The organism is Psychroflexus tropicus DSM 15496 (genome assembly GCF_000378765.1).
Taxonomy (GTDB): Bacteria; Bacteroidota; Bacteroidia; order Flavobacteriales; family Flavobacteriaceae; genus Psychroflexus; species Psychroflexus tropicus.
Window position 1 is genome coordinate 408,669 of sequence record NZ_KB905342.1, and the last position, 13,151, is coordinate 421,819.

The 13,151-nt window shown below is 38.6% G+C and carries 16 protein-coding genes; 3 read left to right on the forward strand and 13 right to left on the reverse strand.

Annotated features, from left to right (window positions below; translation table 11 throughout):
- Positions 1 to 47: 47 nt before the first annotated feature.
- Complete coding sequence (locus F598_RS0101795) at positions 48 to 683, forward strand: DsbA family protein (RefSeq protein ID WP_033408307.1); 636 nt, start codon at positions 48 to 50, stop codon at positions 681 to 683.
- Positions 676 to 1,314, forward strand: a complete 639-nt coding sequence (locus tag F598_RS0101800) for an NAD(P)-dependent oxidoreductase (protein ID WP_157594929.1) — start codon at positions 676 to 678, stop codon at positions 1,312 to 1,314. The genes F598_RS0101795 and F598_RS0101800 overlap by 8 nt, the downstream gene beginning before the upstream one ends.
- Positions 1,315 to 1,660: 346 nt before the next feature.
- Here the strand turns inward: F598_RS0101800 and F598_RS15220 are convergent, their stop codons facing one another.
- The 5 genes from F598_RS15220 to F598_RS0101825 all read right to left on the reverse strand — a co-directional run bounded on the left by F598_RS15220 (position 1,661) and on the right by F598_RS0101825 (position 5,316).
- Positions 1,661 to 1,837, reverse strand: a complete 177-nt coding sequence (locus F598_RS15220) for a hypothetical protein (protein ID WP_019037304.1) — start codon at positions 1,835 to 1,837, stop codon at positions 1,661 to 1,663.
- Positions 1,838 to 1,995: 158 nt separating this feature from the next.
- On the reverse strand, positions 1,996 to 2,310 hold the full coding sequence (locus tag F598_RS0101810; protein WP_019037305.1) for a hypothetical protein: 315 nt from the start codon (positions 2,308 to 2,310) through the stop codon (positions 1,996 to 1,998).
- Between the two features lie 150 nt (positions 2,311 to 2,460).
- On the reverse strand, positions 2,461 to 3,024 hold the full coding sequence (locus F598_RS0101815; RefSeq protein WP_019037306.1) for an IPT/TIG domain-containing protein: 564 nt from the start codon (positions 3,022 to 3,024) through the stop codon (positions 2,461 to 2,463).
- Positions 3,025 to 3,051: 27 nt separating this feature from the next.
- Positions 3,052 to 3,798 (reverse strand): T9SS type A sorting domain-containing protein, encoded by a 747-nt coding sequence (locus tag F598_RS0101820; protein ID WP_157594930.1) that lies wholly within the window; start codon positions 3,796 to 3,798, stop codon positions 3,052 to 3,054.
- 345 nt (positions 3,799 to 4,143) lie between these two features.
- A complete protein-coding gene (locus F598_RS0101825; RefSeq protein ID WP_033408216.1) occupies positions 4,144 to 5,316 on the reverse strand; it encodes an MFS transporter in 1,173 nt (390 codons plus the stop codon).
- 155 nt (positions 5,317 to 5,471) lie between these two features.
- On the opposite strand from F598_RS0101825, the gene F598_RS0101830 reads away from it, so the two are divergent.
- On the forward strand, positions 5,472 to 5,921 hold the full coding sequence (locus F598_RS0101830; protein WP_019037309.1) for a hypothetical protein: 450 nt from the start codon (positions 5,472 to 5,474) through the stop codon (positions 5,919 to 5,921).
- A gap of 45 nt (positions 5,922 to 5,966) precedes the next feature.
- Here F598_RS0101830 and F598_RS0101835 read toward each other — a convergent pair whose 3' ends face one another.
- From F598_RS0101835 to F598_RS0101870, 8 genes are all read right to left on the reverse strand, one after another.
- Positions 5,967 to 7,106, reverse strand: a complete 1,140-nt coding sequence (locus F598_RS0101835) for a porin (protein WP_033408308.1) — start codon at positions 7,104 to 7,106, stop codon at positions 5,967 to 5,969.
- Between the two features lie 168 nt (positions 7,107 to 7,274).
- Positions 7,275 to 7,775, reverse strand: coding sequence for a GNAT family N-acetyltransferase (locus tag F598_RS0101840; RefSeq protein ID WP_019037311.1), 501 nt, complete (start codon positions 7,773 to 7,775; stop codon positions 7,275 to 7,277).
- 145 nt (positions 7,776 to 7,920) lie between these two features.
- Positions 7,921 to 8,442 carry a hypothetical protein gene (locus F598_RS0101845; RefSeq protein ID WP_019037312.1) on the reverse strand — a complete coding sequence of 174 codons (522 nt, stop codon included), beginning with the start codon at positions 8,440 to 8,442 and terminating at the stop codon, positions 7,921 to 7,923.
- Between the two features lie 414 nt (positions 8,443 to 8,856).
- Positions 8,857 to 9,978, reverse strand: a complete 1,122-nt coding sequence (locus F598_RS0101850) for a DUF6920 family protein (protein ID WP_019037313.1) — start codon at positions 9,976 to 9,978, stop codon at positions 8,857 to 8,859.
- Positions 9,979 to 10,194: 216 nt separating this feature from the next.
- A complete protein-coding gene (locus F598_RS0101855; RefSeq protein WP_026302456.1) occupies positions 10,195 to 10,677 on the reverse strand; it encodes a YciI family protein in 483 nt (160 codons plus the stop codon).
- Between the two features lie 98 nt (positions 10,678 to 10,775).
- Positions 10,776 to 11,189 (reverse strand): DUF2059 domain-containing protein, encoded by a 414-nt coding sequence (locus F598_RS0101860; RefSeq protein ID WP_019037315.1) that lies wholly within the window; start codon positions 11,187 to 11,189, stop codon positions 10,776 to 10,778.
- A 97-nt stretch (positions 11,190 to 11,286) separates the two neighbouring features.
- Positions 11,287 to 11,967, reverse strand: a complete 681-nt coding sequence (locus F598_RS0101865) for a HupE/UreJ family protein (RefSeq protein ID WP_019037316.1) — start codon at positions 11,965 to 11,967, stop codon at positions 11,287 to 11,289.
- Complete coding sequence (locus tag F598_RS0101870; RefSeq protein WP_083925430.1) at positions 11,967 to 13,013, reverse strand: DUF4198 domain-containing protein; 1,047 nt, start codon at positions 13,011 to 13,013, stop codon at positions 11,967 to 11,969. The genes F598_RS0101865 and F598_RS0101870 overlap by 1 nt, the downstream gene beginning before the upstream one ends.
- Between the last annotated feature and the right edge of the window lie 138 nt (positions 13,014 to 13,151).

Genomic DNA, 13,151 nt, shown 5'->3' on the forward strand with positions numbered 1-13,151 from the left:
ATATTTGATTCGATACCGTTTAAAAATATTGATTTTAATTGAAAGTGATGACTATAGTTTACGTCTATGATGCCTTATGTGGTTGGTGTTACGGGTTTTCACCTGTCATCATGAAACTTCAGGAAGAATACAAACCAGCTCTAACCATTGAGGTGATTTCTGGTGGGATGATTACTGGTTCCAGAATAGGGCCTATAGGCGAAGTCACCTCTTATATCAAATCGGCTTATAAAACCGTGGAAGCCAGATGTGATGTGAAGTTTGGTGAGGGTTTTTTGAATCATACTCTAGCTGATGGGAAAGCCGTATTTACATCGGTACCTCCTGCCATCGCCCTATCGATTATAAAGCATCTTAAGCCAGACCATAGCCTATCCTTCGCGACAGCACTTCAGAAGGCAATTTACCATACAGGAATTTCGCCAGATGACCTAGAAGCTTACGCTGCCTTAGCTTCAGATTATGGTATAGATGCTCAATTCTTTATTGAAAAAATGCAAGATCCTGTTTACAATCAAATGGCTAAGGAAGATTTCAAAAGATCTGTAGATCTAGGGGTTAAGGGGTTTCCAACGGTGTTTGTAAAGCAAGATGAAGATTATTCAGAAGTATGTAGAGGTTATCTTTCATATAAAGATCTCAGAAACAATTTATTAACTCTTAAAAAGAATGGATATGGTTAAAACTATAGCTTTGTTTGGCGCAACAGGGCGAACAGGCCAACATTTTTTGAATATTGCTTTAGAAGCAGGCTTCAGTGTGAAAGCCCTAGTTAGAAATCCAGCTAAATTGAACGTATCTCACTCTCAACTTTCAGTTTTGAAAGGCGATGTCTTAAACCGACGTGATGTGGAGGAGACCGTTTCTGGAACAGATCTTGTTGTGAGTTTATTTGGTCACGTAAAAGGCTCTCCCAAATGGCTTCAAACCGACGGAACACGCCATATCGTAGAGGCGATGAAAACCTGCAAGGTGAAAAGAATTATCTCTTTATCGGGCGGAGGTCTTCCTTATCCTGAAAAGGACCAGCCTAAACTGGCAGATAAGTTGATTCGCAGTATCATGAAGCTTTTGGTGCCTCACATATTGGAAGATGCAAAACACCATCATGAAGTCCTGGCCGAGAGCAATACCATTTGGACCATCGTAAGAGCTCCCCGGCTTACCAACGCCAAGAGGCAGGGCTTTTATCGTGTAGGATGGGTTGGGGAGAACGCCAGCACAAAGATCTCCAGAGCAGATTTAGCAGACTTTATTTTGAATCAAATCAAAGACGAAACTTATAGCTACCAGATGCCTTTTGTGAGTGGTTAAGCGTATATAAGATGAGTTGACTATTTTTCAATACCACACCAGACAAGACTTTTAGATACAGGAGCCAAGATAATAGAGCTTAAAAAGGTGAGTTTATAGTCTTTGATGGCTTATTGTGTGGACTACTGCTTTTGGGACAATAAATAAAAGTTTAGCCTTATTCTATAGATTAAGATATATTCTAAGCTTAAACTTATTAACCATAGATGCTATCCAGAGCAATTGTAGTAAAATTATGGTGGGGTAAAAAGGAGAATCAATCCATAAAAAAACCTACATCAGTAAATTAGACATTACTGATGTAGGCTATTTTTTACATGGTGACTCTAAAATACAGTAGACAGGATTATTTTGTGAAATATTTTAGTACTTCATCTTTAGTAATAGCCCAAACCACTCCTTCTCCATAAGAAATGTTACTTATATCACTATCAGAAGTATAATCTACCGACCAAGAAATTCCTCCATCTGTAGTTTTATAAATAGTATTGCCACTACAGTACCACCCTGTCGTTTCATCCATAAAAGCAAAGGAAGTGATGGCTTCGTCTCCCGCATCAAAAATAAGTTCCCAGTTGTAACCACCGTCCGTCGATTTATAGACTTGATTTATGAGTGTAGCGCTATTTTTTCTATTAATTAATGCGTATCCCGTATGTTCGGTTATGAATTGTAGCTGTTTTACTTGAAGGATGTTTCAATTCCTTCAATTGTGACTTCTACCCAATTACCGTTATCTACGAATAGTATAAGTGGTGCAAAAGAATAATTGGTAATAGTGTGACCCAGGTTTGGATCAATATCAATGTAGCCTCCTGCCCAAATGTGATTTTCATCAAATTCTGAAAATGCATCCACAGCACTATAGGTTCCGTAATTGTCCTCACTTCTTGGAAGATTATTGTTGTAAACCTCATTGAAAGTGATTCCATCTGTGGTTTGATACACATATTTCCATTGACTTATCAAAAACCCATTATTTAAATCATCACTCACGTATAAGCCTATTAAATTAGAATCTGGGTGGACGTCATCATTTAAGCCAATACTTCCGCCAATTGGAACTTTGTTAACCGCAAATGAAGTTTGAGTCCAGCCTTCATCATTAACAGTGACGTAAAAAGAACCATCGAATCCACTTCTCCCCTAATTTTTCCATTTGATACCACCGTCTATTGTTCTGTATACGCCATTACCAAAAGAATCATCGTGTGAAAAGTAGAACTTATCTTTTCCTATAGATTGGGATTTATGAACATAACTAAAAGGTCGATTAGAATTTATAATCCCATTATAATCCATACTATGCCATTGGTTTAAAGCGCTGGCTAAAACTCCTATATTACCTCTATAGTCATTTTCTACAGTGTTTGTAATTATCCTGTTTGCAACAGCAACCTTTAGTTCTGGAATGTTTGACTCTGTTTCTGGTAATATCAAACTGATCTCCTGCTCATTTACAGAATTGATTTCAGCTATCACATTGTCGAATGAAACTTCAACGTCGTTAACATCGGTTGTGAAATTAGTCCTAGAAATGACGATAGTGTCTCCACTGTAGCCGAAATTTTTGAAGTAGGAGTCAATTGTGGCGGCTTCTGGAGTGATTGGTGGATTTTGACCAGTGATATCCTCAGTATCGTCTGATGCACAAGACCCACAAAAAATTACGAGTATTACCAATGAAAATGGTTTAAGGATTTTTTTCATAATAGAAGTTTAAGAAGAGAGTGAAATTTAGTTTTTTACAAATTTTGAAACGGCTCCTTGTTCAGTTTTAATAACATATACATCTGAATTTAGAGTACTTACATCAATATCGGTATTTGGAGTGGCTTTCCCCTGACTAACTTCCCTTCCGTTCATATCGTAGATGCTGTACAGCTGAGTCGTTTCTAAACCAACCACCTGGATATTGGCATTGGAAGGATTGGGGTAAACACTAAGCCTGTTTTCTTTTCTAGAGAAATTTTGAGTTGAAAGTGTAGATTCATCAAAAATGGAAACATTATCTATCAACATTTGAGAACCTGGCTCACCGTAAATCCAAATCCAAGCTTGAATGGTTTGTGTTGTATTTGCGGTAAATTCAAATTCACCTTTTATCCATGTTTCATTAGATAATTCAGTAAATTCATTAACTGATATATCCTCAGGAAAATCAGTTGAAGCATCTCTAATATTAAATTCTATTTTCGAAAAAACTCCTGACAATATCTTAAAATAAAAAGTGCAAATGTAAGTAGTTCCTTCTATGAATTGAAAATTCGGTGAGCTAATAAAATTGCTGGCTCCACCATTTGAGAGCAAGCCTAGCTGAAGACTTGAGAAACCATTTTGTGCATCCGAGTTTTTTTGCCATGATGGAATAATAAAACCAGACCAATCATTAGGTGTAGTATTAGCTTCATTCCAATTTTCCATGTCTCCATTAGGAACTAAATTGTCTTGTGCAAAAAGATTAAACGTTGCGAAGCATACCAATAGAATAAGTAATTGTTTTTTATAAGAAGTGTTTTTAAGGATTAATTATTTTGATTAGTTTCTGTCTTTCTTAGACAAGATTGAGTCAAAAGTAATCTAAAAAACAATTAACTTATATATTTTAAATTGATTAAAATCAATTTTTTTTGCTACTTAAGTCTATCTGATTAAAAATCAATTAAATACTAACGCCTTTGATAAAAATTCAATTGCTTTACGACTTGGTTTTTTGATATAACGACGTCTTATCATATTAAAAGAAGAAAGAGTACCAATTATAATTCAATTTTTTTCAAATCTATGTATTGGTTTTAGTTTATCGAGAAGCAGATTTCGCCATCTACATTATGATTTTGTTTTTAAGCATAACGCCAAGAGGCCTAATAGTGGACCTGTCGCTAAAATTATAAATAAATTTCTGAGGTCTATTTCAACACTTAACCAGCTTATAAGTTGAATACTCAAAATGGTGATCGCAAAACCAACACAGTTGACAATGGTAAGAGCCGTCCCTTTTTGAGAAGCAGGGGCGTGTTGAGCCACCAGGGAAGACAGCAAGGGTGAATCGGCAATCACCGCCAGTCCCCAGACCAGTAGAAAGCCAATAAATAGGTATTCATTTTGTAGACCAAACATCCAGGGAGAGATCAGGCAACAGCTTCCGGAGATCGCCAGAGCTAAAGCAGCAATGCGTGGTGCGCCAAAACGCTGAGAAAGGTAGCCGGCAGCCACGCAGGATAAACTTCCCACGGCGATAATCAAAAACGACAGCAAAGCCACATTAAAGTCAGTATCGGGATGGAACTGCTGATAGGTCGTAAAAATCACCGGAACAAAAGCCCAAAAGACGTACAATTCCCACATATGACCGAAATATCCAAAAGCAGCTTTACGGAAGGATTTGACTTTGAACACCGTCCAAAACCCCGATAGATCCAATTGAAAGCTGGCTTTACGGTAGGGACCATCGGGCACAAAGCTCAAAATGAGTATCCCGCCGATGACCGCCAGGGCAGAGGTCAGCATCAATACCGTTTCCCAGGCCAGGCTGGTAGTCAGATCGCTGAGTAAATGTGGGAAGGCGGTGCCAAGCACCAGGGCGCCTACTAAAAACCCAAGGGATTTTCCCAGTCCTTTCTGGTAATAATCGGCAGCGATTTTCAAGCCTACCGGATAAATTCCAGCTAGAAAAACGCCGGTGAGTACGCGGCATCCAACTAAGCTTAAGAGCGTATGTTCCCCCCAGATTATAGCTAGATTAAAAGCACCTCCCAGCAGAGCCGAAATAAAAAACACTTTGGAAGGTGAATACCGGTCGGCAAAACTCAGAATGGCAAAGATTAAAGTGCCTAGAATAAAGCCTAATTGCACTGCTGAGGTTAAATGCCCTAAAGCTCCCGGCAACAGATCAAATTGGTGGACCAGTTGCGGCATCACCGCATTACCGGCAAACCACAACGAAGTGCAGCAAAACTGTGCTATTACAATTAGTGGTAAAATAGAATTGGAGATCTTCACGGGGTGAAGATATTTAAATGCAATTAAAGCCCTTTAGTTTCAGCACAAAAAAAGAAGAGAGTTATAAATTATCGTGAAGTTGAAAGTCTCCGCTCCTTATCTTTAGGAGAGAAACTTATCTTTACAGCAGAATCTTTCAAAAACACCTGTACTCAATGTCTCTCAAACAGAATTTATACAGCCAGTGTCAACAGCTGGTCGATAGCCGGTATCAGGTGATTCAAAAGCAGATTGCTGATTTACAGCAGAGTCTCAGCTCCGAGACCAAAAGCAGTGCGGGCGATAAGCATGAAACCGGCAGAGCCATGGTGCAGTTGGAACGCGAAAAAGCCGGACATCAGCTGGCAGAAATCAATAAGGTTAGGCTTGTGTTATCCAAAATCGATCCAAAAACGGCCCACACTCACGTTGGCTTAGGAAGCCTGGTGTTTACTTCCAGGGCCAATTATTATATCGCCGCCAGCCTGGGGCCTTTAGAGCTTGATGGTAAAACCTACTATGCAATTTCCCCTGAAACACCTATAGGTCAGCTTCTGATGGGAAAAATTGAAAAAGATGAAGTAACCTTTAACGGAGAATCGTTTGTCATTGAAGCTATTCTCTAAACCTCTGATTTTCTGATTTTTTTAGAATATAAATCTTCCAGACCATCAGAGCAAATTAAGTGGCGCTAGAATACCGATTCTTAATTCATTTTTATTGAAGCTTTCCACGCCAAGATTCTGCTTGGCATAGTTGGAGTAGTCGTAATAACGACCGATGTAGGCCATAAAGAAGCGTATGTCAATCTTTTTAAAGGGATTATAATACAAAGTAGGGATGGCTCCATAACTCGTTCGAATTAGCTCTCTGGAGGTTGAGAAATTATCGTAAGCCGTACTGGTCATCAAGGTGATCAAGCCTTGAAATTTACGGCTAAACCGATATTCTGCCCTCAACCAGTTTTCTACATAGAGAACATCTTCTGCCAATTCATCGTCTAAAAGTGTACTCACGATGCCTTTGGTATCGATATCTTCTTTGCTATACTGAAAATCATACATAATACTTAAATCCTTGGACTTGTACTTATGGCCTAAGGTAATAAAATAAGTGCCTCGATCTCTAACCTCGTTACTATAGCTGGCACTGTAATTGGTCTCAAATTGACCATCGAAAAACTGGCCACGCCAATTTCCTACAAAGTTGACTGGCCAGATAGGCTCCTGAATGTTTTCCGAAACCACATCCCCGTAGAGGTCTTCGTAGCGCAAAGTTCTGGAGTTAAGCACCTGAAATCTAAACTGATGCTGATCAAAGGCCTGATAAGACAAGCCTGCCCCAGTGACAAATGCAAGAGCATTGGAATAGATATCGTTGAACTCCAAAATGTATAAGGGACTGTATTCATACTCATAGCCACCGTAAAAGGCAAACATTTTTCCGATATACAGGTCCAGTCGTTCTGAGGCCTTAATCTTAAGATAGGCAAACTCGATATCGCTGCTGAGGTTGTCCAAAGACTGAACGGCTGTAGTACGGTTAAAGCGGTTTCTAAAGGTAAAATCGACTCGCTCGTGCAGTCGGCCAGATATTCTCAGGGCCGTAAAACCATTTTCGAACAGCATGCCTCTGGGAAATTCATCTCCGCCGCTAAAGCGATAGGCCTGAAACTCGGTTCGCATGTCAAAACCTATGTTTAGATCTTTAAAAAATTTGCCTTTATTAATCTTAATAAGCGGCTCGGCCAGGCTGTCGTTGGCCTGTGAAAATCCTTTGGGAATGACAATAAACCATGCTATTAACAGCATGAAGTGATATTTATTGAAGTTAATGGCTGTTGACGACCAATTGAAAACGCTGGAAGGCATAAATAGTTAGAGTATTGATTGGTTTTACCACATCAAGTTAAAAAAAATTAATGACGGAAAACTCGTCTGGAATAATTTTCAGCGATCCCGTAGGCAATAGTCAACTTGTTACACCTCTTTTTGATAGAGGTTATAGGTTGAAATCCGCTGTTTAGTGCTGCCCACCTGTTTAAAGCCCATATTTTCGTAGTACTGGCATAGCTTTGGGTTTTTGGAGTCGGCGTCCAGCCGCAAATAGCGACACTGGTCTTGTCTGGCCAGCTCGGCGACCTGCTCTAAAATCTGTTGACCCAAACCCTGGCCGTTATAAGCTTCTTTCACCACCAGTGAATGCACGTATTTGGCCTTTTCATCCTGTTCACCCCAATACATCAAGTCCTGGTCTAAGATACGTAGCATGCCGATGGTAACGCCTTCTTTATTTTTGACGTAATTATACTCAGCATTAGCGAGACCTTCTTTGACCCATTGGATTTTATCTTCAGGCGGATCGTTCCAGTACTGCCAGTGGTCGACTTGCAGACGATTGATTTTTTTGGCCGCGGCCTGAAACATGTTGATGACCTGATCTAAATCTGTAGGAGGAATTGGAGAGAAGTTAAGTTGCATTTCTATAGGTAAGCCTTTTAAGTCTTTAAAATTAAAGTCAAAATTTCATATAAAGACAAATTTGTAAACAAATATAACCTTAACGTAAATGAAAAAGGCATGCTTGCACATGCCTTAATTTAATAATGTTAAAAGGATCCACTACTTACATTTCATTCTGGGCGGAAGCATGTGCTTTCATCATCTGTTCATGCTCACTCCTTAGCATTTTATGGTCGTCGATCAATTGTTGATGCTCTTTTTTCATAGTTTCATGTTCCTCTTTCATAGTGTTCAATTCATATTCCAGAGTTTTAGGATCTACATTCTCTTCAGCATGTTTATCGATCATGTTTTGATGCTTCTGCAATAAATTCTCGTGCATCTGAATGGTTTTATAATGCTCTTCTTGAATGTTTTTATGTTTTTCTCTAAATTCTGAATGTAAGCTGTCCATCTCTGATGTTTCTGAAAACTGACTTGATTCCTGTTTGAGTTCTTCACGCATTTCATCCATTTTTTCATAGGTTTCCTGCATGAACTCATGGTTGTCCACGATTTCCTTATGTTCAGCTAGCATGGCTTTATACTCATCAGTTTCAACCGCGCTATTGTTACAACCGATCAAAACAAGAGCGAATAAGCTCACTGCACACAGCATTATGTTTTTAGTTAATTGATTTTTCATGGTTTTTCTATTTATCGTTTAATCATAATCTAATTATATTTTTATAAAATATGATATAATGTTAAAGGGTTGATAAGAGGTTTTTAATAGAAAAAACACTGATTTTATATTCTATTTAATAGTTGAAGTGAATTTTGAGTGGGTTCGGGTAATTCCCTTTAACGAATTGTAATTTGTCTCATTCGGTCGTTGGAATGGGAGATAAGTTAAGGTGCATTTTTATAATTAAAGAATAAATATACATTTAAGGAACTTACTTTTATTGAAAATCATTCAAACGATTTGAGTCATGCTCCTTCTTTACTCAGGTTTCAACATTTGTCTATGAATCCATCATGATTTGGTAATGGCGTTAAGCAGTAAAGAGTCATCCAAAAAGAGATGATTCCTTGAATTATTTCAATAGAATGAGATCTACTGCTCTTTAACAGCCTCTGGCATGTCTTTGACATCGTATTGAATGTCTCTTATTTTCAACTTTAGCCAGGTCCATTCGCCGTTTTCCAACTTCCAGCTGGCTTCACATTCAACAGGAATTAGTATTCCATTTCTGATTTCAGTTTTGGTAGCCTTAACCGTCCATTGGGTGGGTTTGCTATCACTGGAATTTTGAAAACGCATAGCGACAAACTTTTCAAAACCTCCGTCTTTATTAAAGTGAAATACGCCAGATCCTTTAGTCCCTTTATAATCCATGACTGCTCTGGCAGAATGGTCATCGATGCGCTCCCATGTTAGATAAGGACTTAAAGCCGCCGTCGGGAACCAAACTATTTCAGCTAAAAAGCGCTGTAAGGTAGCTTGATTGACTTTCTCCTCATGTTTTGCATCAGCAACAGGAATAAGGGACCATAATTTAATCAGCATCTCACCTTTACCTTCTTTAAATTGGTCTCTCCCCACCACACTCAGGATTGAATTCATTTCGGTATTGATAGCCCAATGAAATGCCGGTGGATGGATTGTAAAATACTGTTTTGCTGTACCCGGATTCCAGGTCGACTGTTCAGGTTTCATTTTAAGCTGTACTTCCTGAGTTAGATGCACATTCGTTATTACTTCTTTTCCTAATATTCCATTAGCCCTCATCCATTTTTGAACAATTGCCGGTAAGTCTCTCAGCGCTTGCTCAGTAACCACCTCTCGGTTTTGAGTTAGTGTATTGGCAAACATATGGATTCGCTCTTCTTGAATTTTTTGCCTAAAGCTAAAGCTCGAATATCCAATGAGCACTGCCATCAGAATTATAAGGTTGACCAAAGTACCAAATTTGGCATTAGACCAGTAATTAATTATTAAGAGTTGAGATAAAATCACCGCTAAAAAACCACTTAACCACCAATAGTCGGATTGAATCAGGTTTAAAATAACAGTGAGTCCAAAAAGAAAAAATACCAGCAACCAAACTACGCCGTAGGATTTTGAAATCGAGTGTGTAATCGCATTAAATTCACTTATACCAAAGGCTTTAAAAAATCCAAACAGATGAATTATTCCGTGAATTACTATTAAAATAAGTAAAGCTATTCGCATCATTATATAAATTTAAGGTTAATGAAGCTATCGATATAGAATTGCAATCTCTCCTTAATTTTCTTATTCCAATTGACAATAGTTAATCCTAGCTTAGCATTATAAATTTTTCATTTCTGGAAGGTTATTTTATTCTCCTCCTTATTTACTTTGCCTGCCTTCCAAGGATCGCAGGCAGGCTAGCCCAAAGCAAACGAAACAAGAGAAAAGCCTCCTTAATTAAGGCTTCTTGGTCCAGATCTGATCGGCAGTTTTCAAATAGACTGGCAGCGCCGCTGAACCATACCAGTCGTAAAGGTCGTAGTCCAGCAGGTCATTCTTAATCGCTAAATCGGTTTGTAATAAGTCTTCGGCTTCAGCCTTATTTTCTAAGCCCTGCAAGATAAAAATACCCCGGTAGTTGTTGTCGTTTTTGCCAATTGGACCAGCAACGATGAGTTTTTTATTTTCCATCAGCTGATTCATATTCTCCATATGCCCTTTAAAACTTTTGCTGATGAGCTCCTGGTCCTGAGTGGTATTAGGTCCCGTTTTCAAAATGACAAGAAAATAGCTTTTCATACCGTAGGCATCGGCACCCAGTTCTTGAGCAAGGGTCGGGTTGTAATTGGGATTTGAATTCACCGAATCTTTGGCAGGAGTCGACTGGCCATATACCCAGCTCAACGCCATAAAGAGAAAAAGACTTAAACTTAGTTTCATACCTATAAAATTTAGGGTATAGCCGTTGAACTGACTATACCCATGAATGTAATTCCTAGAAGAGAGAATTTTCTAAAATCTGTTATTAGCGAAATAGATTAATTCCCTGTCATGTACTTTTGCATTACCGGCATCAATTCCATTTGAAGTTCCTGCGCCATCGTTCCCACGCTGATCTTGGTTAATTTCTCCTGCGCTTCCAAATGCTTTTGACCGATATCGCTGTTGTAAAACTTTAAAATTTCTTTTACTTGCTCATGAGTATAAAATTCCATGCTTTTTTCACCTAATTTTCTATAAAAGTTCTGCATGATCGGTTCAAGTTCTTTTTTAAAAGCCCCTACTTTATCTTCGGGAATCATTTTGTAAACCTGATCTAAAGAAGCTTCAGCTGCTTTGGAGCCCATCTTGGCCAGCTGGATCGCATCTTGTTTAAAGGCCTCGTTGTTCTGAGCCTGAAGAGTAAACGTTGAGCCTATAAGTAAGGCTATGATTAAGATTGATTTTTTCATCGGATTACGGTTTTAAATTATCCTATAATATTACGCTATTTTGAGATGTTTTCAAATAGAAATGTTTTGGAAGCTGAATGCTAAGATTTCCGACGGATCAATGTCCATTGAAATAGCCGTATAGTTGATATATGAACAAATACAGTCCTGCTAGGACCAAATACCAGTTGACTGCTTTATAAAACGCTGTAAATTGCTTGTGTTTCCGCGAAAACTTGATGATGAAAACAATAGGAATGAGTGCCAACACCTGTCCTAATTCCACTCCCAGATTAAAGCTTAATATTTTTGCGAGAAGCTGTTGGTCTCCCATGTCGAAAGACTGTAATCGGGTAGACAATCCAAAGCCATGAATCAACCCAAAAAGACCGACCATCCACAGCAAATCTGGTGATTTTACCTTCAGCTTTTCAAACCCATTTAAATTCTCAAAGCCTTTGTATAAAACGCTAAGTGCTATCACTGCATCAACCAAATGTTCATTGGCGGTGATCCCAGTATAAGTCGCTCCTATTAAAGTTATACAATGACCTATGGTAAACACAGTAATAAACTTTAAGATGTCTTTAAAGCTCCTTAAATAGAAAATTACACCAGCTAAAAAAAGTAAATGATCGTAGCCTGTCAGCATATGTGTTGCTCCTACCTGAATGTAAGTCCACAAACTACCAGTACGTAAAAGTTCCTGGTCCGCATTGGTCACTTCATGAGCAAATCCTAGAAGTGGCATAAAAAACAAGAACAGGAAGCCTGCTTGTTTTAGATTTATGAATTTCATTACTTCTTTTTTCTGAAGATCAGGTACAGCAACCCTATAAAAAATAAGCTTCCTATTATAAATACCCAGGAAGGAAGACTTCCTTCATGATCTGTATCATCGTGGGTATGTGTGCTTTCATCGTGTTTGTGGCTCACTTCAAAAGTAAGTGTAGCCCATTTGGATTGATGGGTTAAGTCGCTGTCATCCATTACTTTTACCATGTGAATGGTTCTTAAGTAGTAAATTCCATCTTCGGGGAGGTCGACAAAAACAATTCCCTCCTCGTCGGTTCTTAATTCTTGTCCGCTGGTATGGGTATGCTCTTCATCTGAGTCTGATTCATGCGGATGTGAGTGCTCTTTCGCCCCCTGATCATGACTGTGTTCTTTAGTACCATGAGAATGAGCACTTTGAATAGAATTAGCATAAACCAGTTGATTGGGGAGCGGTTTTCCATCTAGCAATAGTTTTACCGCTAAGGTGTCTCCGCTATATTTTTGATAGGGGTTGGCTAGTGGAACAAATTCAATAGGATAACCAAGTACAGTTTTCCAATCCTCTGTTTTAACACCACCTACCTGGTAAATAGCTTTGACATGTTTTTGATAACTCTCGACGGCGTCCTGATTTAATTCCCCATTTTGAGTCCGTTGCTCAAGCATATCCAAAACTCCGTCGTGTTTGAGGTAGCTATTGAATTTATCACTGGTGAGTTTTATGTTTCTGGCTTTGGTAGAAACCCCCGCCAAATACGTTCCTGGATCTTCTGCAGTGAAGTTAAAATGGGTGATGGTACTATCCTGGTCTTTCCATTGATCGGGTTGAATAGCCGCTCTTTGGCCTAGAGCAACAACTGAAGCATCCAAAATACGATCTCTTGAGATTGTATTTTCGCTTTTTTCAAACGTACCGTTGTAAAGGCTTAGGGTCGCTTTCTGATTAGGCTGCAAGATATAAGTATCCATTTTTAAATACAGATCATGGCTGCATAAAAGTATAACAGCTAATAAGAAAAGTAAAGGTTTCAATGTTTGAAGTGAAAGGGTTTTGTTAGCTAATCTCATTTTTAAGTCTTATTGAGTAGGGTTTGGATTTAACTTGATCATGCTCATGGCCCCTTATTGCAAATAAGGAACTAAAACTTAAGAACACTTATCAAAAACTATTTGGGCGGTAAAAATACATTTTCACAGTTAAGTGTC

Excerpts from the sequence above, each read along its gene's own strand:
- F598_RS0101795 (WP_033408307.1), top strand. The coding sequence starts at position 48 with ATGACTATAGTTTACGTCTATGATGCCTTATGTGGTTGGTGTTACGGG.
- F598_RS0101800 (WP_157594929.1), top strand. The coding sequence starts at position 676 with ATGGTTAAAACTATAGCTTTGTTTGGCGCAACAGGGCGAACAGGCCAA.
- F598_RS15220 (WP_019037304.1), bottom strand. The coding sequence starts at position 1,837 with ATGGATGAAACGACAGGGTGGTACTGTAGTGGCAATACTATTTATAAA.
- F598_RS0101815 (WP_019037306.1), bottom strand. The coding sequence starts at position 3,024 with ATGAAAAAAATCCTTAAACCATTTTCATTGGTAATACTCGTAATTTTT.
- F598_RS0101830 (WP_019037309.1), top strand. The coding sequence starts at position 5,472 with ATGTCTCTCAAACAGAATTTATACAGCCAGTGTCAACAGCTGGTCGAT.
- F598_RS0101835 (WP_033408308.1), bottom strand. The coding sequence starts at position 7,106 with ATGCTGTTAATAGCATGGTTTATTGTCATTCCCAAAGGATTTTCACAG.
- F598_RS0101840 (WP_019037311.1), bottom strand. The coding sequence starts at position 7,775 with ATGCAACTTAACTTCTCTCCAATTCCTCCTACAGATTTAGATCAGGTC.
- F598_RS0101845 (WP_019037312.1), bottom strand. The coding sequence starts at position 8,442 with ATGAAAAATCAATTAACTAAAAACATAATGCTGTGTGCAGTGAGCTTA.
- F598_RS0101850 (WP_019037313.1), bottom strand. The coding sequence starts at position 9,978 with ATGATGCGAATAGCTTTACTTATTTTAATAGTAATTCACGGAATAATT.
- F598_RS0101855 (WP_026302456.1), bottom strand. The coding sequence starts at position 10,677 with ATGAAACTAAGTTTAAGTCTTTTTCTCTTTATGGCGTTGAGCTGGGTA.
- F598_RS0101860 (WP_019037315.1), bottom strand. The coding sequence starts at position 11,189 with ATGAAAAAATCAATCTTAATCATAGCCTTACTTATAGGCTCAACGTTT.
- F598_RS0101865 (WP_019037316.1), bottom strand. The coding sequence starts at position 11,967 with ATGAAATTCATAAATCTAAAACAAGCAGGCTTCCTGTTCTTGTTTTTT.
- F598_RS0101870 (WP_083925430.1), bottom strand. The coding sequence starts at position 13,013 with ATGAGATTAGCTAACAAAACCCTTTCACTTCAAACATTGAAACCTTTA.